26 protein-coding genes are annotated in these 23,827 nt (G+C 57.8%); 3 read left to right on the forward strand and 23 right to left on the reverse strand.

Going from position 1 to position 23,827, the window contains the following annotated elements:
• Positions 1 to 8 precede the first annotated feature (8 nt).
• The 14 genes from I2E77_RS07860 to I2E77_RS07925 all read right to left on the reverse strand — a co-directional run bounded on the left by I2E77_RS07860 (position 9) and on the right by I2E77_RS07925 (position 9,615).
• A complete protein-coding gene (locus I2E77_RS07860; RefSeq protein ID WP_195450968.1) occupies positions 9 to 587 on the reverse strand; it encodes a hypothetical protein in 579 nt (192 codons plus the stop codon).
• The gene (locus tag I2E77_RS07865; protein WP_195450969.1) at positions 584 to 1,651 is read right to left on the reverse strand and encodes a baseplate J/gp47 family protein; all 1,068 of its coding nucleotides are present in this window, start codon (positions 1,649 to 1,651) and stop codon (positions 584 to 586) included. The genes I2E77_RS07860 and I2E77_RS07865 overlap by 4 nt, the downstream gene beginning before the upstream one ends.
• The gene (locus I2E77_RS07870; RefSeq protein ID WP_191441112.1) at positions 1,638 to 1,988 is read right to left on the reverse strand and encodes a histidine kinase; all 351 of its coding nucleotides are present in this window, start codon (positions 1,986 to 1,988) and stop codon (positions 1,638 to 1,640) included. Before I2E77_RS07870 ends, I2E77_RS07865 begins: the two co-directional genes overlap by 14 nt.
• Positions 1,988 to 2,326 carry a hypothetical protein gene (locus I2E77_RS07875; RefSeq protein WP_237966998.1) on the reverse strand — a complete coding sequence of 113 codons (339 nt, stop codon included), beginning with the start codon at positions 2,324 to 2,326 and terminating at the stop codon, positions 1,988 to 1,990. Before I2E77_RS07875 ends, I2E77_RS07870 begins: the two co-directional genes overlap by 1 nt.
• Positions 2,326 to 3,231: a hypothetical protein gene (locus I2E77_RS07880; RefSeq protein ID WP_195450970.1), complete on the reverse strand. Its 906-nt coding sequence runs from the start codon at positions 3,229 to 3,231 to the stop codon at positions 2,326 to 2,328. The genes I2E77_RS07875 and I2E77_RS07880 overlap by 1 nt, the downstream gene beginning before the upstream one ends.
• Positions 3,228 to 3,758 (reverse strand): LysM peptidoglycan-binding domain-containing protein, encoded by a 531-nt coding sequence (locus tag I2E77_RS07885; RefSeq protein WP_195450971.1) that lies wholly within the window; start codon positions 3,756 to 3,758, stop codon positions 3,228 to 3,230. Before I2E77_RS07885 ends, I2E77_RS07880 begins: the two co-directional genes overlap by 4 nt.
• Before the next feature lie 94 nt (positions 3,759 to 3,852).
• Entirely contained in the window at positions 3,853 to 4,158 is a 306-nt protein-coding gene (locus tag I2E77_RS07890) for a hypothetical protein (protein WP_087231615.1), read from the reverse strand.
• A gap of 11 nt (positions 4,159 to 4,169) precedes the next feature.
• Complete coding sequence (locus tag I2E77_RS07895; RefSeq protein WP_087231612.1) at positions 4,170 to 4,526, reverse strand: hypothetical protein; 357 nt, start codon at positions 4,524 to 4,526, stop codon at positions 4,170 to 4,172.
• The gene (locus tag I2E77_RS07900) at positions 4,526 to 5,545 is read right to left on the reverse strand and encodes a phage major capsid protein (protein WP_191405777.1); all 1,020 of its coding nucleotides are present in this window, start codon (positions 5,543 to 5,545) and stop codon (positions 4,526 to 4,528) included. The genes I2E77_RS07895 and I2E77_RS07900 overlap by 1 nt, the downstream gene beginning before the upstream one ends.
• Positions 5,546 to 5,569: 24 nt before the next feature.
• Positions 5,570 to 5,914 (reverse strand): hypothetical protein, encoded by a 345-nt coding sequence (locus I2E77_RS07905; protein ID WP_191395675.1) that lies wholly within the window; start codon positions 5,912 to 5,914, stop codon positions 5,570 to 5,572.
• Positions 5,915 to 5,926: 12 nt separating this feature from the next.
• Positions 5,927 to 6,895: a hypothetical protein gene (locus I2E77_RS07910; RefSeq protein ID WP_195450972.1), complete on the reverse strand. Its 969-nt coding sequence runs from the start codon at positions 6,893 to 6,895 to the stop codon at positions 5,927 to 5,929.
• Positions 6,892 to 8,043, reverse strand: a complete 1,152-nt coding sequence (locus I2E77_RS07915; RefSeq protein ID WP_195450973.1) for a serine/threonine protein phosphatase — start codon at positions 8,041 to 8,043, stop codon at positions 6,892 to 6,894. The genes I2E77_RS07910 and I2E77_RS07915 overlap by 4 nt, the downstream gene beginning before the upstream one ends.
• A 5-nt stretch (positions 8,044 to 8,048) precedes the next feature.
• A complete protein-coding gene (locus tag I2E77_RS07920; protein WP_195450974.1) occupies positions 8,049 to 9,299 on the reverse strand; it encodes a PBSX family phage terminase large subunit in 1,251 nt (416 codons plus the stop codon).
• Positions 9,289 to 9,615, reverse strand: coding sequence for a hypothetical protein (locus I2E77_RS07925; RefSeq protein ID WP_140400330.1), 327 nt, complete (start codon positions 9,613 to 9,615; stop codon positions 9,289 to 9,291). Before I2E77_RS07925 ends, I2E77_RS07920 begins: the two co-directional genes overlap by 11 nt.
• 300 nt (positions 9,616 to 9,915) lie before the next feature.
• On the opposite strand from I2E77_RS07925, the gene I2E77_RS07930 reads away from it, so the two are divergent.
• Entirely contained in the window at positions 9,916 to 10,791 is an 876-nt protein-coding gene (locus I2E77_RS07930) for a DegV family protein (RefSeq protein ID WP_087231592.1), read from the forward strand.
• 63 nt (positions 10,792 to 10,854) lie between these two features.
• On the opposite strand, the gene I2E77_RS07935 is transcribed toward I2E77_RS07930, so the two are convergent.
• Entirely contained in the window at positions 10,855 to 11,052 is a 198-nt protein-coding gene (locus I2E77_RS07935) for a hypothetical protein (RefSeq protein WP_191521330.1), read from the reverse strand.
• A 116-nt stretch (positions 11,053 to 11,168) separates the two neighbouring features.
• Here I2E77_RS07935 and I2E77_RS07940 point away from each other — a divergent pair, with 116 nt between their 5' ends.
• On the forward strand, positions 11,169 to 11,333 hold the full coding sequence (locus tag I2E77_RS07940; protein ID WP_172749585.1) for a hypothetical protein: 165 nt from the start codon (positions 11,169 to 11,171) through the stop codon (positions 11,331 to 11,333).
• Positions 11,334 to 11,403: 70 nt separating this feature from the next.
• On the opposite strand, the gene I2E77_RS07945 is transcribed toward I2E77_RS07940, so the two are convergent.
• Positions 11,404 to 12,744 (reverse strand): MATE family efflux transporter, encoded by a 1,341-nt coding sequence (locus tag I2E77_RS07945; RefSeq protein WP_195450975.1) that lies wholly within the window; start codon positions 12,742 to 12,744, stop codon positions 11,404 to 11,406.
• Positions 12,745 to 12,899: 155 nt separating this feature from the next.
• On the opposite strand from I2E77_RS07945, the gene I2E77_RS07950 reads away from it, so the two are divergent.
• A complete protein-coding gene (locus tag I2E77_RS07950; protein ID WP_087231584.1) occupies positions 12,900 to 13,358 on the forward strand; it encodes an Lrp/AsnC family transcriptional regulator in 459 nt (152 codons plus the stop codon).
• A 246-nt stretch (positions 13,359 to 13,604) separates the two neighbouring features.
• On the opposite strand, the gene I2E77_RS07955 is transcribed toward I2E77_RS07950, so the two are convergent.
• From I2E77_RS07955 to ilvD, 7 genes are all read right to left on the reverse strand, one after another.
• The gene (locus tag I2E77_RS07955) at positions 13,605 to 15,680 is read right to left on the reverse strand and encodes a trypsin-like peptidase domain-containing protein (protein ID WP_195450976.1); all 2,076 of its coding nucleotides are present in this window, start codon (positions 15,678 to 15,680) and stop codon (positions 13,605 to 13,607) included.
• On the reverse strand, positions 15,677 to 17,188 hold the full coding sequence (locus tag I2E77_RS07960; protein WP_087231576.1) for a HAMP domain-containing sensor histidine kinase: 1,512 nt from the start codon (positions 17,186 to 17,188) through the stop codon (positions 15,677 to 15,679). The genes I2E77_RS07955 and I2E77_RS07960 overlap by 4 nt, the downstream gene beginning before the upstream one ends.
• Before the next feature lie 36 nt (positions 17,189 to 17,224).
• The gene (locus tag I2E77_RS07965) at positions 17,225 to 17,920 is read right to left on the reverse strand and encodes a response regulator transcription factor (protein ID WP_087231573.1); all 696 of its coding nucleotides are present in this window, start codon (positions 17,918 to 17,920) and stop codon (positions 17,225 to 17,227) included.
• Between the two features lie 321 nt (positions 17,921 to 18,241).
• On the reverse strand, positions 18,242 to 19,627 hold the full coding sequence (locus tag I2E77_RS07970) for a condensation domain-containing protein (RefSeq protein WP_191521327.1): 1,386 nt from the start codon (positions 19,625 to 19,627) through the stop codon (positions 18,242 to 18,244).
• Positions 19,628 to 20,091: 464 nt separating this feature from the next.
• A complete protein-coding gene (gene leuD / locus I2E77_RS07975; protein WP_087231567.1) occupies positions 20,092 to 20,577 on the reverse strand; it encodes a 3-isopropylmalate dehydratase small subunit in 486 nt (161 codons plus the stop codon).
• 13 nt (positions 20,578 to 20,590) lie between these two features.
• On the reverse strand, positions 20,591 to 21,859 hold the full coding sequence (leuC, locus tag I2E77_RS07980; protein ID WP_195450977.1) for a 3-isopropylmalate dehydratase large subunit: 1,269 nt from the start codon (positions 21,857 to 21,859) through the stop codon (positions 20,591 to 20,593).
• A gap of 280 nt (positions 21,860 to 22,139) precedes the next feature.
• The gene (gene ilvD, locus I2E77_RS07985; RefSeq protein ID WP_087231561.1) at positions 22,140 to 23,795 is read right to left on the reverse strand and encodes a dihydroxy-acid dehydratase; all 1,656 of its coding nucleotides are present in this window, start codon (positions 23,793 to 23,795) and stop codon (positions 22,140 to 22,142) included.
• Positions 23,796 to 23,827 lie beyond the last annotated feature (32 nt).

Genomic DNA, 23,827 nt, shown 5'->3' on the forward strand with positions numbered 1-23,827 from the left:
AGTCCTCCTTATCGTTCAAACAGCTCATCCTCCGCCAGATCGAGCTGATCCCAAGTGCGGTTCCCGGCGTCCCATTCGTCAAAGGTCTTTTCCGCATGGTCAATAGTATTCCAGGAAAGGTCCCGGAAATCCAGTATGACGTTCAAATGCGCGGGCAAAAAGCGCTCCAGGTAGGCGACCGCATTTGCGCGCGCTTCTGTGCTCTCCAAGCCGGTGCAGTTGAAGCACAGCCGCTGCCCCGCCGGGTCCTCCAAAATCGCGGCTTCGATTCCAACCGATTGCAACAATTTTAAAAAATCGCCGCAGGTATTCGAATTGTTATGGACAGCGCCGCACTGCAACAGCGCCTTTCGCCGTTCTTCCAGGGAACCCTGTATCTGCAAGCCGAAGAGCGCCTCCCAGCGGGAAATCCCCTCCTCCCCCGCTGTACAGAGGAAGCTGTCCTTTTGCAAGACCTCCAATCGCTCGTACAGGACATCCAACGCCGCAGCGTAGGCCGCCAATTCCGCATCCACCAAAGTTTCCCCCGACAGGGCGTACAACCCCGTTTCGTGGAGGGCGGAAGCCATCGTATCGTAAGACGTCATGCGCTCGCCTCCTGCACCGTCACATCCTGCAAAACCGCAAGCTGATTTGCTTTGATCACCCGGTCGGCCGCAGCGCTTCCCACCAGGGTACAATTCTCCACAACGCCGGTGGCAAAAACCTTTGCGGTCAGGGCGGCCGCCCGGACGGGCTCGCCCACGCCCAGGCCGGCAAAATATGCCTGTACCGCCTCTTCCACGCCATCGGAGGCCGCTTCGAACGACATCCCCGCGCAGGGTACGATCTGCACTGTCACCGGGCAGGAGACCGTTTGCGCCGCCGCGACCGTCACCAGGACGTTGATCTCGCGCAGCTCGTCAAACATCGCCTGCACACGCTGGACCGTTTCACTGTCCGCCGCGGCGCCGCTCGCCCCCAGGTAAACGCCAACCGTTCCCAGCCCCTGTTCCTTAGGAACCACATTTGCGGAAAAGACACCCTCGTCCTTGAGGGCCTGATTCCGATAGAAAGCCGCGTTTGTTCCATTCGGAAGGGCTGCATAGCTTTGCGTCAAGCGGGCGCGAAGGGACTCGTCCCCTTCCGCATCAGCGCCGCCTGTAAAGGGTTTCTGGTTCGTCACCTGTTCGATGCCTGGCGGGACGGTGATCAGCGTTGTGACCGTCCCAGCCGCCGCATTCCCATCCCGTCCCGGCTGTTCCGCCTCCGCGGGCACCGTCACCGACGTGCTCCCCACGGCCAGGACAGCTTCCTCCGTCGTGACATAGCGCGCGCCATCCTCACCCGGCAGAGCGCACACGGTCCCTTTGTCGATCACCGCGCGGTACCAAAGCGGCTTGGCGCGGGAAAAGGTGAGTTCTCCCGTAGCCGCCTGCGCTGGCCGTCGCTGAATCCCGTGCTCCTGTGCGCGCAGATCCAGCTGTTCGCCCTGCGCGGTCTGCGCAAAGAACTGTTGTTCCAGCCAGTCCATCGCCGCCGTCAGGGAATAGACCTCCCCGGCCAGCACCCGCAGGCGGATGCCGATGTCGGATGCATCGTCCGCCGGATATCCGGCGAGCTCTTCAAAGGTCCCCTGCATACGGCCCAAAATTTCTTCATATGTCTCCATCACATGTCACCTCGATCTCTGCCCCGCCGCCTTCCCAGGCGAGCTGTATCCGCGCGATGAGCGGTTCCGCAGCGCTGCAAACAGCACTCTCCACCCACACCTGCGGCAATTCCCGCAGCGCTTCCTGCGCCATGGCCAGGGCGTTTGCGTCCTTGTCCTCCGTTTCGGGCCGCAGGGTATACAGGCGGCTTCCTAATGTAGGCTGAAAGGCAAACCGTCCCAAAGGCACGCGCAGGCGGATCGCCGCGCGCTGCAAAAGCTCCTCTTCGCCGGAAATTCCACGCGGTAGCCCGTTGGCTCCCAGGGAAAAATCGCCGCCGGCAAGCGCTGTATCCATTATTCTCCCTCCTCCGCGGCAAAGACTTGTCCATTGATAACCACCTCGCCGCTGTTTTTCAAATAGATTCGCGCGCCCCCCTGGGAGAACAACAGCAGTTCCCCCGGCTCCAACGCCGTTTCCTCCACCACAGCCCCTGCGCAGACCATCCCCTCCGTACTGTTGACCAGCACGGCCCGCGCCGCATCCGGGGGCATATAGGCGATCCCCCAGGGAGCGGCGAGGGCAAAATCCCTGTACTCGCCGCTCCCCTGCGCGGTCGAACTTCCCGTCATCCGGGCCACTTCCGCGGTTGGTTCCCGGCGGAGATCCCCCGCCATCTTTTTCGAAAGCCACATCAGCCTTCCTCCTTTCTGCGCAGTGTCACGCGGCTGATCTCCCCGCGGCTGTCCAACTGATACTCCCATGCCGAAACATAGAGATTTTCCCCATAGTCCGCCTTCGCCGGGCTTCCCAGCGGTGGGCACAGCATTCCTGGGCCGCACACCTGCACGGCGAACGCCTTCTGGCGGGCCCTTCGCAACACATCCTTTGCCCGCTCCACGTCGGAACCGCTCAAATAGCGCCTGCGCACAACCCCGCGGGCCACAGCCTCCTCATCTTGCAAAATGGCGTCGTAATCCGCTGCATCCCCGGTGCGCATGCGTAATTCCGAAATGCGGGCGGCGTCTTTCCAAACAATTTTGCATGTGGAGAGGGGCCAATGCGAGCGGGAAACATCCACCGGCTCCTGCTGTACCAAGCCGGACGCGTCCAGCACATCCCCCCGCGCTACGAGCCGCACCCCCAGATACGTTTTGCAAAAGGCCTCCAGCGCCTGCCACTCGCTCATTCCCTTTTCCACCGTGAATGCCCCGCCAAACACCTCATCCCGCCCGAGGTATCCGGTAAAGCCATACGGGGCGGCGTGCCGTTCAAACAGCAGTTTTAGCGACGGCATGTAATAGATCTGCGGCCGCGCTTCATTGTCCAGCAACAGGGCGGCGCGGCTTCGCGCGGAGAGTTCCGCCGTGATCCCGTCCCCGTCCTCCGAAAGTACCTGTTCGTCCACAATTCCCGCAAAGAGCACCCGTCCTGCCCGGTCCATCAATTGAATCCAGCAGAGGTTCCCTACAGCGTCCCAGGCGGGGAAGCGTGCCTCCAAGCTGTCCGCGGGCGCATCCTCGTCGCTGCGCAGCCGTAGGCGCACCGGCGCTGGCAGCTGAACCCGCTCCCCCTTGGCGGTCCATCCCACACACCTCATGGCAGCTTCACCTTCGTTCCCTCCGCCAACCGGTTGGGCCATTGAATCTGCGGGTTACACTGCCGCAGCACATCGACCGTCGTGGCATACCGGTTTGCCACATGCCACAGCGTATCCCCTTTTCCGCAGACGGCATATTCATCGCGGAGGATTCCGTCGTCCTCCGCCGACTCTTCGTCCTCCAAAAACAGGAAGCTATAGCGCACCGCGTTGGGCCGCGCCTCCCCCAGCATTTGGAGGGAGGCAAAAACGGCCCGGAACGGCGCTGCGCCGGGGATGCACAAGATCTGGCTTTTGCCCTCCCGAAAAACCGCCGCCAGCCGCTCAAAGTCCGCGGCGGCGTCTTTCCCCAGGAAGCTCCCATTGCCGGTCACGGCGCGCCTCTGGCAACCCAGGTCCTGCAGGGCTTCCCCCACCTGCGGGAGCGTCAGCCGTTTGACATTTCGCTGGTACTCCACCTGCAAGGTTTCCGGATTCCGTCTCCAGACAAATTTGCCAAACCGCATGGCGCGCGCTTCCAAGCTCATGGCTCTTCCTCCTTTAGCTCCTGCGGATAGCGCCGCACATCGCGCTCCAATTCCTCCGAGAGCCGGTCCGCCCAATCCAAATAATCGTCCTGGTTCATGCTTCCTCCTCTGTGCAGAAGGCCGTCTCCTCTTCCCTGCGCAGGACGGCCCACACATACAGGCTTTCGCCTTCCAACCACTCCACATCCGCGCGGGTCACGCGATACCATTCCGTCCCCACCTGTACAAGGTCGCCGGTCAAAAGCTTCTGATCGGGCGTCCCGGTATAGAGGTAACACTGCGGCGCTTCATCGCTTTGTTTGCGCAGGGGGCGGATCACGGCCCAAGCCTCTTTCCCGTTTGCCGTGGCCTTCTGCCCGTAGGTCTTCAGGATATGGCGGACCAATTCTTTTCTTGTCACAATCCCGCCCCCTATATCCGTTCAAATACAAACTGGGTGTCGTTGAGATAGGGCGCGGCGGCGGCCTCGGACTCCCGCCACAGCGTCCGGGCCGTGTCCACATCCGCCGCATGTTTGGTCACCCGCACGTCTCCGACTGCAAACCCATTCTCCGCGCCCGCCGCCGCGCGGAGCAGCGCCCAACGGTAAAAGGCCAGTGCAGCCGCCGCGCTGCACAGCACCAGTTCGCCCGCTGTCCCGATGTCCGGCTTTGCGATCCCCATCACCTGCGCCCGCGCATTCTCGCACAGGGGCCGGTATTTCCCGGCCTCCTGTTCCCCGAGACCCGTCAGCAGGGCAAACTGCTCGAAAACTGCTTGTGTCTCCATCATTCCTGTTCCTGGTAGCAGAGGGTTTTAACCGCTCCGTCAAAAATTCTGGAAAAGCCCGCAATCACGCTGATGGAGGCGCGTTCCAGCTGGCGGTCGATCAGCTTATCGTAGTCGGTCGTCACCCCGCCCGCCTGCACCATTTCCAATGCACAGGTCTTGTCCAGGCCGATGACGCCCTTCGCGGTCAGAGAGGGCGCATGCAGCAGGGTTGCGCCCAAGGGCGTAATCATCTTGCCGGTTCCCTGGAAATTCAGCCCCGCCTGTGCGTCGCACATCTGGCTGAGCGCCAAAATCTGCTGCATGGTCGTGGTCGAGGCCAGCATGGTGTTGAGCTGATACGGCGCAAGGCCCGCCCACAGGGATACCAGCCCGGCATAGTCCACTGCACCCCCGGCGGTTCCGATGTTCGTCGCCGTGCTGTCGCCATCATCGCCGTTCACCAGCACGTTCATCGCATCCTGGAGCTGTGCGCGCGCGATGTAAGCGCCGATCTGGCGGAGCGTAACCGTAAACAGATCCAGCTTCTGGAAGCGAAGCGCTTCGTAGGAGGCCACCAGCATCCTTCCGCGCTTATACAGGTGGACCAAATGGTCCTTTGTGGTCACGGTGGTCTGGGGAAGCACCGCGCCTTCGGCCACCGGCTTCAGGGATTTGTCGTCGTCCGACGGTTCCGAGGAAAGGGTCCGGTAGTCCATGCCGGCGATGTTGGTTACGGTCGCCACCAGGTTCGGCAGCAGGTCCGCCTGCTCCATGCCCTGGCGCACAGCGCGCGATACATATTCCGGGAACAGGGCCGTGGAGTCGCTCGTCTGGAAAAATTTCTCCACCAGGTCAGAGCCCGGCCCGCTCACGCGGATGTCAAAGCGTTTGAGCTGGCGCTGGTATGCGTCCAGACCTTCCAGCGGCGTCCCGCGGTAGTTTTCCGAGGGGTCCAATTCCTCCAACGCCTGGGTAAAACTTTTTCCCGGCGCGCTGTACATTCCCTTTTCGAGCTTGAGCGTTTCATAAAAAGCCATTCTTCATTCCTCCCTTTTTCCGGCTTACGCCAATACCAGGCCGCAGGTGCCGGACGGTTCATCCACATCCGTAATCAACAGCAACCGTCCGGTGGCCTCTACCTGTACCTTGCCGGTTCCATCCGCGTTGACCGTCTGGTATCCCACCGTCGGCTTTGTGCCGGTATAGGGGAGCTTTGCATAGCCCGCCATCTGTACGGCCGCATACCCGCCGCGCAGGGAAAGTACAACGCCGCAAAATTTATCCTTTGCCACACACGGTGCAACGGTGCCGTTCGCGCTGATCTTCACCGGCATCCCCACCTTGACCTCTCCGGAAACGGCGAATGTCGCCACCTGTTCCCCATATCCGTTCAAAGAAATATCCATGATCCTTCCTCCTTAAATCTGAAATTCTCGGTTTTCCGTGGAAGCGCGCTGTTCCGCTGGGGCCAACTGCGGCGTCAGCGGAAGCGCCTGCGCCGCACGCTTGCGGAACGCCTTCTCAAAGGCCTGCAGATCGTCCAACTGCATCGCCTGCGCCGCACGCTCCATGGCCTCGTGGGGCACCTCCGGCGACACAATCCCACAAAGCCGCACCACGCTCTTCTCAAGCGCTTCCCGGTACTGCCTGCCGCACGCTGCCTGCTCGCGCAAAATGGCAACTTCTTTGGCGAGCTGCTGCCGCTCCTCCGCATGCAGTACCAGATCCCCCTCTCCCGAGAGGCTTTTCCAAACTTCCTCCATGGTCCGTTCCCCCTTTTCTGTAAAGCTCTTGATGACGCCCGCCTCCCGCTGTGCCGGGATCGCCACAAACGACCATTCATATGCGTCCGTCGGATGATCCAAGATCGTGCAGCATAAAACGCCGTCGTAGCAGCGCCCCTTCACGTGGCCGCATTCCTCCTTCCGGCGGTCGGCCCCGCAGATGGAGCACGTCGCCTCAGCCACCGAACAGCCGACGCTGACCTCCTTTTTGATCCCGCTCTCCAGCTCCAAAATGAATTCTTCATTTTTGGGGCAGCGCGGCAGATATGCACGCGCCACCAGGCGGTGATACGCCTCCCCTGCGCGGGTCACGCGCTCCGGAAGGCACTCCACCCGGCAGTCGTAGATGCGCGCCGCCTGGTTCTGCGCCTGTGGAGCATGGTCGAAAATCCCGGTCTTGCCCAAAAAGAGCTCCCCCAGCCGCTCCAGTGCGGGGATAGTAAACCGCTCCATATCCCGGTCGACCTCGTTGTCGCAGAGCACAACGGAAAACGTGTACAGCTCCTCCTCCTGGAAGGCACGCCGTGTGTAGCGGTTGATTTTCTCCAAGTCCTCCGCCGTCAGCGCGCCGCTTTTCAAAAGCACACAACCGGTTTCCTTCAAATGGCCACCTCCTTTTCTTTCAAACCCTCCTCAATTTGCGCCGCCTGCGCATTCATCAGGCGTGCGTTTGCAAGATCCACCGCATCCTGGAGCGTGATGGTATCCCACTCGATGGTGAACTTCGGCTCCATCCCGTGCAGCTGCATCCACAGCTTGCAGATTTTCTCAATCACCGGGTTTAGCAGCCGCCGGTATGCCTCCAATTCGCTGGTCAGAATGTCCGCCTGCTGGCTGGACATCCGTTCCGTGGAGGACCACGACAGCCCCAGCAGGAACGGCGGGATGCCCATCTTTGCCACGATTTCCTCCAGCATCTGCCGCACCGGAACATTGCTGTCCAAAATTTGATTGTCGGCGCCGATGGCCTTGATGCTCACGTCCCCCACCGCAATAAAATCGCTGACGCAGTCCTTGCGCATGGCGCGGCTCCACTCCTGGGCGATCTGCTTGGCCCGGTCCTTTGCAAACGCGCGGTCGGACGCATCGTTCGAGGGCTTGTAGGTCACGGCAAAGCGCACATCCCCCAGCCGTTCCCAATTGGTGCCGATGGTCCGGTAGATCTGCATCAGGATGCCGCTGACAAACGGAAGCCCGTGCAGCAGCGAAACCCCTTTTGCGCTGCCGGGCGGCGGGTTCAGCGCCGAGGCGACCACCAGTTCCGGATAGCGCACCGGCACGCTCTGGCCGGCCTCCCGCCGGAAGACGGTGAGGCAAAGGGGCGCGCACTCGCACAGTTCCACATCGTCGAGCGACGCATTGTAGAGCGCGCCGATCTCACCCGAAGCGGCCAGCACAATCTCCCCCACGGCATTTCCATAGGTCAACAGCTGGGAAAGGTAGGCATTCAAAAAGCTTTGGACGCCACATTCCAACGCATTGACTTTTACGTTTTGTAGAAATCGATTAATTTGATACGATTTGTTTTCATCCGCGCACACAATCACAAAGCTTCCCACCAAACGGAGGATCTTGTCGATGGCCGCATCGATGATCGGGATATTCTCCCGCAGGGCGGTGTACAGCCTCCGCTCCCCGATACCGGCTGGGGCGCAGCTGGTAAAGCGCGCAAAGGGATCTTCCCACGCCGTCTGCACCGCCAGGACCTCCGGTTTTTCCGTCTTCCGGCCGCCCTTTTTTCTCCAATTCATGCTTTTCACTCCTCCCGGCGCGCCACACTGACCGCGCAGAAATCATCCGTCTCCCTCTGCAAGGACGCTACAAAATACCGGATGTCGTCCATCGCATGGTCGTTTTCCTTGAGCGGCGCGTCCTTTCCCGCCACATCCGCCCAGCGATAGAGCCCAAACTCCCGGACGGCGTCCGCGCAGTTCGCACAGATTTTGATCTCGCCCTGCTTGAGCGCCACGCTCACGCGCCGGATGCCGTCCAATACGTCGTTTTCCGCCGGCAGAACCCGGTAGGCCCCATGCCGCCGGATCGTCTCCATAAAGCTTGCCGCAGAGGGGTCAACCACCACGCACTCGATCCGGCGGCCGCCGCAGAGTTCCACCAGCCCCGCATAGTGTTCTTCGTCCGTCCTCTGTGCTCCCTCCCTGCGGGAATCATAGTAATACTCGTCGATCCGGTACCACACGCCATTGCGTTTTCCCCATAAGCCGAAGGAAGCGGGATTGACGGTCCCATAATCGCAGGACACCCGGAATTCCTCCAGATTTGCCGGTGCCTCGCAAAGCATGGCCCGCGTCAGGAATGGATAGACCAACCCCTGCGCTGCCACCCAACGGCCCCGGATAAAGCGCTCGTAAAATGCGCCGGAATAGAGCTGCTCATACCGCGCAATCACTTCCGGGCTGAGCGCGGGATTGTCCTGCATGGTAAAGTGCAGGTAGAGGGCGTTTTTCTGTTGGGACTGTAGAATCCACTCCTGGTAAAACCAGTGCTGCGGATGTTCCGGATTGCAATTAAACCAAAATTTCGATCCATCCACCGAACAGCGTGCGAGCGCCTGCTCCACAAACGAGCGCGGCATCAACGCCACTTCGTCCAGCAAGACCCCTGCCAGGGTCATCCCCTGGATCAGCGCTGCGGAGCCTTCGTCCTTCCCGCCAAAGAAATAGAACCGGTTTTTGTGTCCGGCATAGGACAGCTCCATCCAGTTTTCGCTCTGATACACCGCACAGCCGAACCCCGCCTGACGCAAGGCGGGCAGCAGGGTGTTCAGCAAATTGCGCTTGAGGGAGCGGATGGTGCGGCCGCAAAAGGCGAACGCCTGCCCGTGAAAGGAACGGCTTGCCCAGGCCGCGAAGCCGATTCCTAAGCAGAGGGTCTTTCCGCTTCGCACAGCGCCGTCGCAGATCACCGCGTCCCGCCCCGCATCCGGGCTGCCAGGGCACCACCAGCACATCGCCCGCAACTGTTTTGGGGAAAATGGTTCAAGTTTCATCCGGTTCCCCCTTGTTCAGCGCCCGTGCGCCCGCTTCCAAAGCTTCGAACAGGCTGGGTTGCCCTGCCTCCGTCTCCATGCGTTCCAGGCATTGAAGCGCCTTGATGCGGTCGAAAAATTTGATTTCCATGCCGCCGCCCCTCGGTCTCCGGATCTCCGCCACGTTGTATAAGTCCAGCCCTTCCAAATCCTCCGGCTTGAGGTCTTCACAAAAGAGCAAGCGCACGGCATCCTCAATCCCACCGAACGCCAACGTCTCATAGCCTTTTTTCACCCGGCGCGCACGGGTTTTCCGGGTTTTTGTCTTTCGTTCCAAGGCAAACCTCCTTTCACCTACCGCGGAAAAAACCTGGAGAATTTGCCTGATGAAGCAAATTTTTTGAAAAAAACCGGAAAAAATTTGAAAAGGGCGGACGGCACAAACCATCCACCCTGTCTTTCTCACGATATACAACCACCCGAACATACCCTTTTAAAATCACATATTATTTTCAAAACTATTTCATATAATTTTTAAGATAAAATCACTTTTTATTTCTAAGGAACATTTCTGTGCTGCAATTTCTGTGGTAAACTAATCACAACGATGATCCAATCCAGGAAAGGAGGCTTCCCAATGAACACATTTTCCATTGTCACAGACTCTTCCTGCGACCTTCCCGCACCGATGGCGCAGGAAATGGACCTGACCGTTCTTCCGCTCGCCTTTGTGATGCAGGGGAAGGAGTATTATAATTATCTGGATGAGCGGGAAATCCCCCTGCACACCTTTTATGAGGCGCTTCGCGCGGGGCAGCCCTGCACCACCTCCGCGGTCAACGTCGAGGCGTTTACCTCCGCGATGGAACCCCTTTTGGCAGCGGGCAAAGACGTCCTGTGCATCGCCTTTTCCTCCGGACTCAGCAACACGTACAATGCCGCTGCGGTCGCCGTTCAAGAGCTGTCGCAAAAATATCCGGAGCGGAAAATCTACGCGGTCGATTCCCTCTGCGCCTCTCTGGGCCAGGGCCTGCTGGTCTATCTTGCCGCACAGGAACGCGCTAAAGGAAAGGGCATTGAAGAGGTGCGCGATTGGTTGGAAACCGAAAAATTTCACCTCTGCCATTGGTTCACTGTGGAAGACCTGCAATTTCTCAAGCGCGGTGGGCGCGTTTCGGCCGCAACCGCCCTGGTCGGTACGATGCTGAGCATCAAGCCGGTCATGCATATGGATAACGCGGGCCATCTGATCAATGTCAGCAAAGCGCGTGGCCGCCGCCCCTCTCTAACCGCCCTGGTGGACCGCATGGAGCAGCTTGCAATCGCCCCGGAAGAGCAGACGGTTTTCATCAGCCACGGCGATTCTCTGGAGGATGCCCAATTTGTAGCTGGGGAGGTCCAGCGGCGTCTCGGCGTCCGGAAACCGGTGGTCATCAACTACGTCGGCCCGGTCATCGGCGCCCACTCCGGCCCCGGCACAATCGCCCTATTTTTCCTCGGCAGGGAGCGATAACGATTGATAAAAATTTCGCCTGCATGTTTGAAGCAAGACACATTCAAACATGCAGGCGTTTTTTTAATGGTATTTCTCAGGCCATTGATCCCGTTCTTCAAACTCCATGCGCATCCGTTCTTTGATGCTTTCCTTTTCGCTCTCCGGCAAATCTAACAGGATACACTCCCGGCACAGTCCCATCTCATCAAGCGAAATCTTTTTTAAAATGCATCTGCCCTTTTCTTGGTAAATACAAAAGGAATGGTCGCAAAAGCGCATTCCATCACCTCCCCCATCATTTCATAAAATATCATAGAAAAATGTAATAGAAATTTCTCATATGTTTTATCATACGTATTTATCATACAATAGAACCATAGAAAGGGGGAGAGTCCATGCCGTTTGTTCCAAAGAAAACGAAACAAAAAGTAAAAGCCGGGTATAAGTCTCTCTATCTTTCTGTCGAGTTGATTGAGAAAGTGGAACAGATTGCGAAAGAGAACCACACCAGCTTCAACAATGTCGTTGTCAGCATGATTGAGCATTGTCTGGAAGAATGACGCAAAAGGAAAAAAGGGCTGTTGCACGGCTTTTCGCTTGTGCAACAGCCCTTTTTTCTTTTATAAATCCCTATACTTTTCCAAACATGGAATTCCTCATCTTTTTATAAACGAAAACCCCCACCAAATCGGCCAACAGCCATCCGATGGGCACAGAGACCCAAATGCCCGTCACGCCAATCCATGGAACCGCAGATAAGAGGTACGCCAGCGCTACCCGCGTCCCCAGGGAAATGACCGTCAGCACCACGGACATCCCCGGCCGGTTCATCGCGCGGTAGAACCCATACAGCAGGAACAGCAGGCCGATCCCGATATAGAACGACGCCTCGATCCGCAGGTATTCCACCCCCACGCGGATAATCTCCGTTTCTGTGGGGTGGATAAAGAGCTCCATGAGCGGTCGGGCAAACACGCACACAAGCGTGCTCACAATGACGCAGAACACAAATGCGGAGAGGACTGCGCTCTTCACGCCTTTCCGAATCCGCTCCGGCTTCTCTGCGCCGTAGTTCTGGGCCACAAAGGTGGAAAATGCATTTCCAAAATCCTGCACCGGCATGTAGGCGAAGGAATCAATCTTCACCGCAGCCGCAAACGCCGCCATGACAACGGTCCCAAAGCTGTTAATCAATCCCTGGACCATCAGGATGCCGAAATTCATAATGGATTGCTGTACGCAGGTCAGGAGGGAGAGATTGGTAATCTGCTTTAAAATCCCTCTGTCCCAGCACATGTGGCGTTTCTCCGGCCGCAGCTCCGGGAAACGCACCCATGTATAAATCCAAATGCCAATCCCGGAAACATACTGGGAAAAGACGGTGGCAATCGCAGCGCCCGCCACGCCCCAATGGAAAACCAGCACACAGACCAGATCCAGGACCACATTCAGCACGGCGGAGGTCCCTAAAAACACCAGCGGCACCACGGAGTTTCCAACCGCCCGCAGAAGATTGGCAAAATAGTTATAGAGGAATATGGCCACAAGCCCCCAGAAAATCACCCACAGGTATTCCTCCATCAGCCCGATAATCTCCGCCGGGGTCTGTAACAGCCAGACGATCCCGTCCAAGCCGAGAAACACCACCAAATTCACAAACAATGTAATCCCGGCAATCAGGACAAAGGACTCAAACATACAGCACTTTAAACGCTCGTAATCTTTTTTCCCATACTGCATGGAAAAAGCCGCGCCGCTCCCCATGCAGAGCCCGAGCAAGATCGAGGTTAAAAAGGTCATCAGCGTATAGGAAGAACCCACGGCGGCCAGTGCGTCCGAGCCAAGGAACTGCCCCACGACCCACGTATCCGCCACATTATAACATTGCTGCAAAAGATTCCCGATCATCAACGGGAATGCAAATTTCAGTAAATTCCCTGTGATCTTTCCGCTTGTCAGGTCTCTTTGCATATTTCCATCCCTCTTATTTCGTTATGTAAGTTTAAATTAACTTTTCGTAAGTTATATTAGCAAAATAAAAACGTTATGTCAATTCTATATTCCTATTTGTTTTGTTAAGAAAGTATGCTATAATCGTTTTATCATGTGATGGAGGGATGAACCGCATGTTTCTGGATGGACTTGACGCATTGGACCAAAAGATTTTGTCTCTGCTGATTGAAAACGCACGCTATTCCTACTCAGAGATCGGGGAAAAGGTGGGGCTTTCCAGGGTAGCGGTCAAATCGCGCATCGACGCCCTGGAAAGAAGCGGCATCATTGAGGAATACACGACGATTATCAACCCGCAAAAGATCAGTGGGGCTATCTCCTGCTATTTTGAAATTGAGGCGGAACCCGCCTCGTTGGAAGAAATCATCGGCCGGCTTTCCGCCAACGACACCGTGACCCAAATTTACCGCATGACCGGCAGCAGCAGCCTGCATGTCCATGCTGTCGCCTCCTCGCAGGAAGCACTGGAGACCTTCATCCGGACAGAGCTCGACCGTCTGCCCGGCGTTATCCGCTTAAACAGCCACGTCATTCTCTCCCGCATCAAAGATGTGAAGGGCCTACGCCTGTAAGCCTCTAATCCCCGTGCATTGGCCCGGCTTCTCCCTGGTTCTTGAATCGGCCCCCCAAGAAAGCCGTTATACCAGCCTTTCCAACCACCGGGCCTGAAAGGCAATCCCTTTCAAAAAGAATGGCGGAGCAGCTCCCGAAAAAACAAGTAAAAAGGACGCTTCCCAACGGCAGACAAAGCCGTTGAAAAGCGTCCTTTATTATTCTCTATGTTGGCAATCCACGCCGGGCCTATGGCTTTCGCCTCATTACGGCGTTGCTGGTTGGCTGACCGTCTGCTGGGTTTCCCCGCGGTCCTCCAAAAGTGTAATCTGTACTTCGCGGCTCTGCCCATTGCCCCCGTTTTGAGACGGCTGATACAGGGTAACCGCAATCACATCCCCAGGCTTATGGCGTCCCAGCACCGTATAGAGGTCGTCCATGCTTTCAATAGTGTCGCCATCCGCTTGGGTGATGATGTCGCCCACCACAGCGCCGGCCTGCGCGAAGCTGCTTTCCGGATCAATGCTGATGATTCGCACGCCGTTGGGCAGCCCTGCCAGCTGTGCCTGCATCCCGGCCACATTGCTGGCCGTAATCCCCAAGCGGGCGCGCCCGCTGACATATCCCCGTGCGATCAAGTCGTCGATGATGGATTTTGCATGGCTGACCGGGATGGCAAATCCCATCCCCTCGTAGCCGGTGGAGATGATTTTGTTAGAGTTGATGCCGATCACCTGGCCGTACATGTTGACCAGCGGCCCGCCGGAATTGCCGGGATTGATCGCCGCATCCGTCTGGATGTAGGTCATCCCGTTGTCGCTGTTGGATTTCAGCGTACGGTTCAATGCGGAAATATAGCCGCCCGTCAGGGTGCTGGCGAAATCCAGGCCGCCCGGATTGCCGATCGCCAGCACTTCGTCGCCGATCTCCATCTGGTCCACATCGCCAAACACAGCGGGCTTTAGATTATCCGCTTCGATTTTTAAAATCGCGAGGTCGGAGGTCTTGTCGTACCCCACGACCACTGCAGCATACGCGGTCTCATCTTCGTGCAGGGTCACCGTTACATTGTAATCCTTGGAGTACTCCACCACGTGCGCATTGGTGATGATATACCCGCTCTTCGTCGCAACAATTCCAGAACCCTGGCTCAGCAGGCCGGTCCCATCGTCCGCGGACGTCTCCACGCCGACCACGCTCTCGACAACCTGGCGGTAGACCTCCTTGGCGCTCATCCCGTCCCCTTCCGGCCGGGGTTCGATCACCATCCCGGCGTTGTCCGGGTCGGTCGCATCGTTTTGCGGCGGGGTGCTCTGCCCCTCTTCCGGGGACGTCCCGCCATCGGGCGCAGGTTCGCTGGCCGAAGGGCTCTGGCCCTCCGTGGTGCTGCCGCCCTGTCCCATTTGCAGCACGGCCGTGTTGATGCTCACAACACAGAACGCCACCAGGAACAGGCCCGCCAAAATGCCGAGGATCCACAGGAACGCTTTCAATCCGCCGCTCATCTTGCGGCGCGGCTCCTGCGGGTCCTGCCCCGGCTGCCCCCCCTGGGGAGGCTGCGGAGGCATCGCACCGCCCATCGGCGGCTGGCCCGGCTGCTGCTGGTAGTTCCAGTATACTTGCTGCTGCGGATACGGCGGTGCATACGGCGCCTGCGGATTTTGATACGGCCCACCTTGCGGCGGCTGGCCGTAGGACGAACCCATGTAAGGATTCTGATACTGTCCATAGTGCTGATAGGGGTTCGCATACGGGGGCGCGCCATATTCCTGCTGGGGAGCGCCTTCCCGCCCAACCGGCATTGTGTCCGGGATGGGCGCCCCACTGGAGATATCCCGGTCCTTTTCCAGGTGGATAGTCCCGGGTTGCCCCTGCCCATCCTGGGGGCTTGGCTGTGCCCCTGCCTCCGCCGGCGTTCCGGGGGCCGCCTCCGGTACCGCTCCATTTGGCGCTTCCGATGTTGCCCCTTCTGCAAATGCATCTTGCGGTATGGGTTCTTCCATCTGTTCTCCAACCGGCGCATCTGCAACCGGCTCCTCATATACTTGCTCCCCGGATTCTCCAGGTTGCGATGGGGCACTGGCCGGCCCGTTTGTCTCCCCAGCCGGTTCCGCCGCACCAACTGGCGCGCCACTGTCCGGCAGCAGATCGGAAGAAGCCTCTTCCGGCCCGTCCAGCTGGCCCGCAGGGGATTCCTGAACCGGTTCTGCCGGCGCTCCCTGCTGTGGCAGTTCCCCGGCCCCCGGCTCTGTTCCCTCGGCAACCGGCGGTATCACAGGGGATTCCGGCACAGGCGGCTCCGCGCCCATCCCGGCCTCCTCTTTCCAATCGGTATCCGTCATCGTTTTTCCTCCTTTTTGTCCTTTGCCGGGTCCTTTTCCTTCTTTCCGGCCTTCAGCTTGGGCTCTTCGTGCTTGGGAAGCCAAAACTCAAACTGGCAATATTCGTTCTCCACACTCTGCACGGTGATCTCTCCGCCGTGCAGCTTGATGATCGTCCGTACAATATAGAGTCCCAATCCCATGCCGTTTTTATCCTGGCTGCGGGACTTATCCGTCTTGTAGAAACGGTCAAAAATCAATGCGATCTCATCCGCCGCAATCCCCGCGCCGCTGTTTTTGATCGCGACGGAAGTCCTGTCCGGCAGATCCCGGATGGCCAACTGGATATAGCCGCCCTCATTGGTAAACTTTACGGCGTTTTCAATCAAATTATACACGACCTGATGGATCATATCCGGGTCGCCATCCACATAGAGGCTTTCCGTATCCTCCAGGCCGAGCACCTGGATCTTCTTTTGCTCGATGCTCTTTTCAAAGGAAAGCAGCGCCACAAAAATGGTATTGGTCAGGTCAAAGCGCGCCATGTGCAGCCGCAGCTCGCCGCTGTCGATGCGCGAAAGATCCAACATCGTGCGCACCAAACGCGACAAACGCTTAACCTCCTGGGAAACGATCTGCAAGTAATGCGACTGCTTTTCCGCCGGGATAGTCCCATCCAAAATGCCGTCGATAAATCCGGCGATCGTTGTCATCGGCGTTTTCAATTCGTGGGAAACATTGGCAATGAAATTCCGGCGCACGCTCTCGCTGCTGGCCAGGGAAGAGGCCATATTGTTAAACGCGAGCGCGAGCTGCCCCACCTCGTCGTTGCTGGTGACCGGGACCCGTATGCTGAAATTCCCCTCGCCAAAGCTCCGGGCCGCCAACGCCATGTCGCGCAGGGGGCGCACAAGCTTATAGGAAAACATCCAGCTGATGCAAAAGGCCACCAAAAACGCCGCGACCGCTGCTAGCGCAAACATTTTCATCAGCTCGTTGCGGTATTCGTTGAACGAGCGGGCGCTGCACGCGGTAAACACCGCCCCGATGGTCGAGCGTGTCCCATCCAAATTCGAGATGCGGATCGGGACGCCCACCACATAGTATGGTGAGTCATAGATGCCATCGACGGTTCCCTGCCCGCTGTATGTGCCCAACAGGGCCTTGTCCATCGTCCTGCGGGTAAAGGGCGCCGGGTTGACCGTTCCGCCGCTGCCGAAGGCGCTCAGGACCCACTCCCCTGCGCGGTTTGTCACATAGATATCTGCGTCCATATTTTCGGAGAACGCATTCATGAAGGACTGCATGCGTTCCGTATCCAGCAGGATATAATTGTCCCCCTGCACAGGCGTTGCACTTGCAGCGGCAATCCCTGCGATGCTCTCTGCATTTCGTCTGAGCAGGTCCTGCTTTTCATCCTGCCAGTAGGATTTGATAAACACCAGCATCACCAGCCCCAGCAGGAAAAAGCTGATGAGGATAATCGCTGCTGTAACCCGCAGATATTTTTTAAACAGCGTTTTCTGCATGTCTTATCGCTCCAAGTCTTTCCAGGGCATCCACCCTTAATTCTTGTCCTTTACTTCAAATTTGTAACCAACGCCCCAGACAGTTTTCAACGCCCACTGGTCGGAGACGCCCTCCAGCTTTTCGCGCAGGCGCTTGACATGGACGTCCACCGTACGGCTGTCGCCGTAATAGTCGAACCCCCACACCTCGTCCAACAGCTGGTCGCGCGTAAAGACGCGGTTGGGATTGCTCGCCAAATGGTAAATCAGCTCCATCTCCTTCGGCGGCGTGTCCACCACCTTGCCGTTGACCTTCAACTCATAGTTGGTCAAATTGATGCTGAGCTTATCATATTTAACTTCTTTCACCTGGTTCTCATCGTTCTTCCCAAAGCGGCGCAGCACCGCTTTGATGCGCGCGATCACTTCTTTTGCCTCAAACGGCTTGACCACATAGTCGTCCGCGCCGAGCTCCAAGCCCAGGACCTTATCAAAGACCTCGCCCTTTGCCGTCAGCATGATGATCGGGCATTGCGATTTTTTCCGGATCTCACGGCACACCTGCCAGCCGTCCAGTTCCGGCAGCATGATGTCCAGCATAATCAGGTCTGGGTTTTCCTGCTCGAACATTTCCAGGGCCTTCCGCCCGTCGTTTGCAATGACTACTTCGAACCCCTCTTTTTCAATATAGAGGCGCAACAATTCACAGATATTTTGATCGTCGTCCACCACCAGGATTTTTCCCGATGCCATAAGTAACACCCTCCTTCAATCACAGCCATCCGCGGTTTGCCCACTTCCTTGCGTTCCCATTCCAAGCCGGTCAAAGGGCCAAATATTTCCGGCGAACATTCTTGCGGATTTATAGTATATTATAGGATACTCCCCCGCAAAAGTCATGAATATTTTATAAATTCCCCGCAGGCTGAACGCCTCACCGGAACCCCAGCCCCCGGAACATAGGGGAGGGCTTGCAAGCCTATTCACACGTATCCCGGGCGCGGCCTCCAAGAATCCCTTAAAGCACCTTGGCCGCGCACCAAAGGATGCGCGGCCAAACGTCAACCTGTTCCATTATACCGTCCGCAGGATCTCCCCTACGGTCATGTCCGGGTTTTCTACACCCATAAACAGGATCTTCATGAGATAATAATACATCAACTCCATATCGTGCGGGGAAAGCTCCGCCAGCTGGTACTTGAAGTAAAACTGCAAGCCCAGGTCGGTGGCACTGTGCATCACGGTCAGATACACCTTTTGAATTGCCGTCCCGTTCGTCAGCCAATCCGACTTAAACGGGATGCCGTGCAGCTGCTCGTTCTGCAAGCGCATCGGGAGCGGCTGATACGTCAACGCTACGGAGTCATACGTGGTATTCTTGGGCGGATGGTACCGCTCCTGGAACATCCGCGTGACCTCCAGCGGGTCAAAATCGACATGCCGGTAAATGGTGTTCTGCAAATCCTGAATCATGCGCACGCCGTCTAGGAATTCGGTCTCCGGCTCCAGGATGGTCCGGCACGGGAAGCAGTGGGTGCGCGTGCCGCCGGAGGTCTTGTTCAGCAGCGTGGACCTTCTGGACACATAATTCCGGACCGTGACGTCCTTTTCCCCGTCGTTCATCTTGGAAAGGTAGGTCCGCAGGCCCATCAGCAGCAGGTTTGTCATGGAGACTTCGTTCTCCATGCAATAGTCCATCAGGCGCTTAGTTGGCTCCGGCTCCAGATGATAAATCGCGCGCCCTACGCGCAGGTCGTTCATCTCCCGGTCCGCCGCGCGCAGGTTCGGGTTGTTGTACTTTTTCCGGCACGCATCCAGCTTCCAGCAGCCGGTCACATCCGTATAGACCGGCTCGCCGACCGCCACCTGTTCCTCCCAGAACGCGCGGTCTTTGGCAGTCCGGGATGCGTTCTCCTCCTTTGCGAGGTCCTTTTCCAAAGCTAGGTGGTATGGCGGCGGGTCCTCCGGCATGGGCGCGCCGTAGGCAAAGTGGCAGTAAAGCCCCATAATGTCGTTAATCATCAAGATCATGCCGGTGGAGTCGGTCAGCCGGTGGTCAATGCGCAGATAGATGCCATTGTACCCGTCGGGCATGGCCACCATGATAAACTCGTTCATCGGCGAATCCACCTGCTCAAAGGGCTGGCTGGACCATTCCTCCAGGGTTGCGTTGATCTCCTCCTGGGATTTTCCCCGGAAGTCCACCAAACGGATGTCGCGCGGGTCATAAGAAGCGAAGTACTGAAAAACTTTTCCGTTTTCGTCCCGCTTTGTGAAGCGGATGCGCAGGGATTCCTGCCGCGCATACTCCAACTGGATGCAGTGCTTCAGCAGGCCGAAATCCACCCCAGCCCGGATCGTCATGCACACGCAGATGTTTACTTCCTGCGGGCGGTTGTACTCCAGGATTTTGTGATCCTGCAACCTTTCGGCCGCGCACAGCGGATAGAAATGTTTCATATCGATCCCTCTTTCTTTGCCTTTCAAAAGTCTTCCCCAATTTTGCACAACGAGGCTTCCCCATGTGGAAGCATGTTTTTTCTATTTTACCACATGCGCATTAAAAATCCAATGCGGATCTTTTTGTAGAAAAATGGTGCATCTTGAAAGAAATGATTCTTAAAAACAAACGCAGGGCTTTTATCGGCGCGGGGAATTTTTTGACCGGACGCCGCTCCCCAGCGCACCGTTCAGAAAAAACATCATCGCTGGCTTCCGCAAGCTTTTATAATCATATATTACTATAAAATTCTATTTAAAACTATAATTTTATATATTTTTTATGAAATATTTATTGTTATGGAACCTCTTCTGCGCCATTCACGCAAAAGAAAACCATCCCAAAGATTCCCAACAGGCCGCCTTCTCATAAAAAAGACGAGGGTCCCAACTCCGCCGGAACCCTCGCCTTTAATTTCCAATCTTTATTTTTCCGTGATGCTCTTGAGCAGCCCGCCCTTTTGGATGATGTTCTGGATAAACGGCGGGAACGGCTGCGCCTTATAGGTCTTCCCCGTGGTCACATCCGTGATCACGCCCGTATCGAAGTCCACCTCGACCTCGTCCCCTGCCTGGATCTCCTGCGCGGCAGCGTCGCACTCCAGGATCGGCAGGCCGATGTTGATCGCATTGCGGTAAAAAATGCGGGCGAACGTGGATGCGATCACGCAGGAAACGCCGCTGGCCTTGATCGCAATCGGCGCATGCTCTCTGGAAGAGCCGCAGCCGAAGTTTTTATTCGCCACGATGATGTCGCCGGGCTTCACGTTCTTGACAAAGTCCTTGTCGATGTCCTCCATGCAGTGGGAGGCCAGCTCCGCGTGGGAAGCCGTATTCAAATAGCGCGCAGGGATGATCACGTCCGTATCGACGTTATCCCCATATTTATGTACGATTCCATGTGCATTCATGTTGCCTACCTCCTCAAATCTTGTCCGGGTCCGCGATATAGCCTGCTACTGCGCTGGCCGCCGCAACCGCGGGGCTCGCCAGGTAGACTTCAGACTCCACATGTCCCATACGGCCTACAAAGTTGCGGTTCGTGGTGGAAATGGCGCGTTCCCCCTTGGCCAAAACGCCCATATGTCCGCCCAGGCACGGCCCGCAGGTCGGCGTGCTGAAAACAGCGCCCGCCTTGATGAAGACCTCCGCGATGCCCTCCTTGATCGCCTGCAAATAGATGTCCTGCGTCCCCGGGATCACGATGCAGCGCACGCCCTTCGCCACCTTGCGGCCCGCGAGGATCTTTGCAGCGGCGCGCAGGTCTTCGATGCGCCCGTTCGTGCAGGAACCGATCACGCTCTGCTGGATCGCGATGGGCTCCATCTGGGCGACCTCGTCGATCGTCTTGGTGTTCTCCGGCAGATGCGGGAACGCAACCGTCGGGCGCAGCGTGGAGAGGTCGATGGTGACCGTCGAATCGTACTCCGCGTCGGCATCCGCGCTGAAGATGACCGGCTGCCTCTGGAAGCGGCCCTCGCAGTATTCCAACGTCACGCCGTCCACCGGGAAAATGCCGTTCTTCGCGCCGGCCTCAATCGCCATGTTTGCAATGCACAGGCGGTCGTCCATGCTCAGGTATTCCACACCCTTGCCTGTAAACTCCAGGGATTTATACAGCGCGCCGTCCACGCCGATCTCGCCGATCAGATGCAGGATGACATCCTTGCCGCTCACCCAGCGGCCGGGCTTGCCCTCCAGCACCACCTTGATCGCGGAAGGCACCTTGAACCAAGCCTTGCCGGTGATCATACCGGCAGCCATGTCCGTGGAACCCACGCCGGTGGAGAATGCGCCCAGCGCGCCATAGGTGCAGGTGTGGGAGTCCGCGCCGATCACGCAGTCGCCGGGGCCGACAATGCCCTTTTCCGGCAAAAGCGCATGCTCAATGCCCATCTGCCCCACATCAAAGAAATTCTTAATGTCGTATTTATTCGCAAAATTCCGCGTCTGCAAGCACTGTTCCGCCGCCTTGATGTCCTTGTTCGGCGTGAAGTGGTCCAGCACCAGCGCAATGCGCGTGTTGTCGAACACCGCGTCCGCACCGCACTTTTCAAATTCGTTGATTGCCACCGGCGCTGTGATGTCGTTGGCCAGCACCACGTCCAGATTTGCTTCAATCAGCTGTCCCGCCACCACGTGGTCCAAACCCGCGTGTGCCGCCAGGATCTTCTGTGTCATGGTCATTCCCATCGGATATTCCTCCTTAATCGTTTTTGTCGGTATCTGTATTGTAGCACAACATCCCCCACACGAATGTAAACCGTACTACAATTAGAATGATTCTCTTCTTTTTCCGGAAACGCCTCCCGCTGCCGTTCCAGGGATTCCACTCCTCGCCCGGCGGCAACGCCATGGGGTAAAAAAGGGCCTTTCCACCGCTTCCCGTGGAAAGGCCCTGCCGTCAATCCGAAATAAAAAACAATGCCTCTTTCAGAAAACAGCTCCGGCAAACCCGCAAAAGCCGATGCCTTTAGTCTACAAACACCGCGCCCTTGGAACCGGATGTCACGAGGCTTGCATAGCGCTTGATATAGCCGGTCAGATGCTGCTCGGGCGCCTTCCACGCTTCGCGGCGCTTGGCGAGCTCTTCGTCGCTCACGCGGACATTGAGCTGGCGGCCCGTGATGTCCACATCGATGATGTCGCCGTCTTGAATCAAGGCGATGTTGCCGCCCGCAGCCGCCTCCGGCGATACATGGCCGATGGCCGCGCCGCGCGTCGCACCGGAGAAGCGTCCGTCCGTGATGAGCGCCACGCTCGAACCCAGGCCCATGCCGGTCAGCGCCGAGGTCGGGGTCAGCATTTCGCGCATGCCCGGGCCGCCCTTCGGCCCCTCATAGCGGATGACCACCACGTCGCCCTCTTTGATCTTACCGCCCAGGATGGCTTCGGAGGCGTCCTCCTCGCAGTCGAAGCAGCGGGCCGGGCCCACATGCTGCATCATTTCGGGCGCAACCGCGCCCTGCTTGACCACAGCGCCCTCCGGGCAGATGTTGCCCTTGAGCACCGCGATGCCCCCGTCCGGGCGGAACGGGTTCTCGATCTTGCGGATGATCTCGCCGTCCGCATCCGGCGCCGCCTCCACACGGTCGCGCACCGTGCCGCAGACGGTCTGCGCATCCAGATGGATCAGTCCCTTGCGGGAGAGCTCCTTCATCACCGCCGGGATGCCGCCCACCTGGTTCAGATCCGTGATAAACACCTGGCTGGCAGGGTTGAGTTTGCAGATCTGCGGGGTCGTACGGCCCAGCTCGTCGATCTTGTCGATGTCCAGCGGCACGCCCGCCTCATGTGCAATGGCCGTGAGGTGCAGCACCGAGTTGGTGGAGCAGCCCAGCGCCATCTCCCCGCGCAGGGCGTTTTCAAACGCCTCCGGGGTCAGGATGTCGCGCGGGCGCAGATCCTGTTCCAACAGCTTCATCACCTGCATACCGGCCCGCTTTGCCAGCGCGATGCGCGCGGAATAGACCGCCGGGATGCTGCCGTTGCCGGGCAGTGCCATGCCGATGGCCTCTGTCAGGCAGTTCATGGAGTTGGCCGTATACATGCCGGAGCAGGAGCCGCAGGTCGGGCACGCGGATTTTTCCAATGCCAAAAGCTCGTCCGCGTCGATCTTCCCGGAGGCATAGCTGCCCACCGCCTCAAACATTTCCGAGAGGCCAAACTTCGTCCCGTTGTGCTCGCCGGGGAGCATCGGGCCGCCGCTGACAAAGATGCTGGGCAAATTCATGCGGCAGGCCGCCAGCATCATTCCGGGCACGATCTTATCGCAGTTCGGGATAAAGACCGCCGCATCCAGCGGGTGCGCGGTCAGCATCACTTCGATGGAATCCGCAATCAGCTCGCGGGAGCAAAGGGAGTATTTCATGCCCTTGTGGTTCATGGAGAGGCCGTCGCACACACCGATGGTCTCAAACTCAAACGGGACGCCGCCCGCGTTGCGGATGCCCGCCTTCACAGCCTCCGAAATATCCTTTAGATGCCTGTGGCCCGGAATGTAATCGCTCGCAGCACTGACAACCGCCACAAAGGGCCGCTTCATTTCATCATCGGTCAAGCCCAGCGCACGCAAAAGGGAACGGTGCGGCGCGCGGGTGGAACCTTCTTTCATCAGATCGCTTCTCATGGATGTCCTCTCCTTTATCATAAAATTACGCG

This window comes from Anaeromassilibacillus sp. 1001302B_160321_C8 (genome assembly GCF_015554745.1).
Lineage (GTDB): Bacteria > Bacillota > Clostridia > Oscillospirales > Acutalibacteraceae > Anaeromassilibacillus > Anaeromassilibacillus stercoravium.

What these genes read in the sequence shown, in the direction of transcription:
- I2E77_RS07860 (WP_195450968.1), bottom strand. Translation starts at nt 587, where the DNA reads ATGACGTCTTACGATACGATGGCTTCCGCCCTCCACGAAACGGGGTTG.
- I2E77_RS07865 (WP_195450969.1), bottom strand. Translation starts at nt 1,651, where the DNA reads ATGGAGACATATGAAGAAATTTTGGGCCGTATGCAGGGGACCTTTGAA.
- I2E77_RS07870 (WP_191441112.1), bottom strand. Translation starts at nt 1,988, where the DNA reads ATGGATACAGCGCTTGCCGGCGGCGATTTTTCCCTGGGAGCCAACGGG.
- I2E77_RS07875 (WP_237966998.1), bottom strand. Translation starts at nt 2,326, where the DNA reads ATGTGGCTTTCGAAAAAGATGGCGGGGGATCTCCGCCGGGAACCAACC.
- I2E77_RS07880 (WP_195450970.1), bottom strand. Translation starts at nt 3,231, where the DNA reads ATGAGGTGTGTGGGATGGACCGCCAAGGGGGAGCGGGTTCAGCTGCCA.
- I2E77_RS07885 (WP_195450971.1), bottom strand. Translation starts at nt 3,758, where the DNA reads ATGAGCTTGGAAGCGCGCGCCATGCGGTTTGGCAAATTTGTCTGGAGA.
- I2E77_RS07895 (WP_087231612.1), bottom strand. Translation starts at nt 4,526, where the DNA reads ATGGAGACACAAGCAGTTTTCGAGCAGTTTGCCCTGCTGACGGGTCTC.
- I2E77_RS07900 (WP_191405777.1), bottom strand. Translation starts at nt 5,545, where the DNA reads ATGGCTTTTTATGAAACGCTCAAGCTCGAAAAGGGAATGTACAGCGCG.
- I2E77_RS07905 (WP_191395675.1), bottom strand. Translation starts at nt 5,914, where the DNA reads ATGGATATTTCTTTGAACGGATATGGGGAACAGGTGGCGACATTCGCC.
- I2E77_RS07915 (WP_195450973.1), bottom strand. Translation starts at nt 8,043, where the DNA reads ATGAATTGGAGAAAAAAGGGCGGCCGGAAGACGGAAAAACCGGAGGTC.
- I2E77_RS07920 (WP_195450974.1), bottom strand. Translation starts at nt 9,299, where the DNA reads ATGAAACTTGAACCATTTTCCCCAAAACAGTTGCGGGCGATGTGCTGG.
- I2E77_RS07930 (WP_087231592.1), top strand. Translation starts at nt 9,916, where the DNA reads ATGAACACATTTTCCATTGTCACAGACTCTTCCTGCGACCTTCCCGCA.
- I2E77_RS07935 (WP_191521330.1), bottom strand. Translation starts at nt 11,052, where the DNA reads ATGCGCTTTTGCGACCATTCCTTTTGTATTTACCAAGAAAAGGGCAGA.
- I2E77_RS07940 (WP_172749585.1), top strand. Translation starts at nt 11,169, where the DNA reads ATGCCGTTTGTTCCAAAGAAAACGAAACAAAAAGTAAAAGCCGGGTAT.
- I2E77_RS07945 (WP_195450975.1), bottom strand. Translation starts at nt 12,744, where the DNA reads ATGCAAAGAGACCTGACAAGCGGAAAGATCACAGGGAATTTACTGAAA.
- I2E77_RS07950 (WP_087231584.1), top strand. Translation starts at nt 12,900, where the DNA reads ATGTTTCTGGATGGACTTGACGCATTGGACCAAAAGATTTTGTCTCTG.
- I2E77_RS07955 (WP_195450976.1), bottom strand. Translation starts at nt 15,680, where the DNA reads ATGACGGATACCGATTGGAAAGAGGAGGCCGGGATGGGCGCGGAGCCG.
- I2E77_RS07960 (WP_087231576.1), bottom strand. Translation starts at nt 17,188, where the DNA reads ATGCAGAAAACGCTGTTTAAAAAATATCTGCGGGTTACAGCAGCGATT.
- I2E77_RS07965 (WP_087231573.1), bottom strand. Translation starts at nt 17,920, where the DNA reads ATGGCATCGGGAAAAATCCTGGTGGTGGACGACGATCAAAATATCTGT.
- I2E77_RS07970 (WP_191521327.1), bottom strand. Translation starts at nt 19,627, where the DNA reads ATGAAACATTTCTATCCGCTGTGCGCGGCCGAAAGGTTGCAGGATCAC.
- leuD (WP_087231567.1), bottom strand. Translation starts at nt 20,577, where the DNA reads ATGAATGCACATGGAATCGTACATAAATATGGGGATAACGTCGATACG.
- leuC (WP_195450977.1), bottom strand. Translation starts at nt 21,859, where the DNA reads ATGGGAATGACCATGACACAGAAGATCCTGGCGGCACACGCGGGTTTG.
- ilvD (WP_087231561.1), bottom strand. Translation starts at nt 23,795, where the DNA reads ATGAGAAGCGATCTGATGAAAGAAGGTTCCACCCGCGCGCCGCACCGT.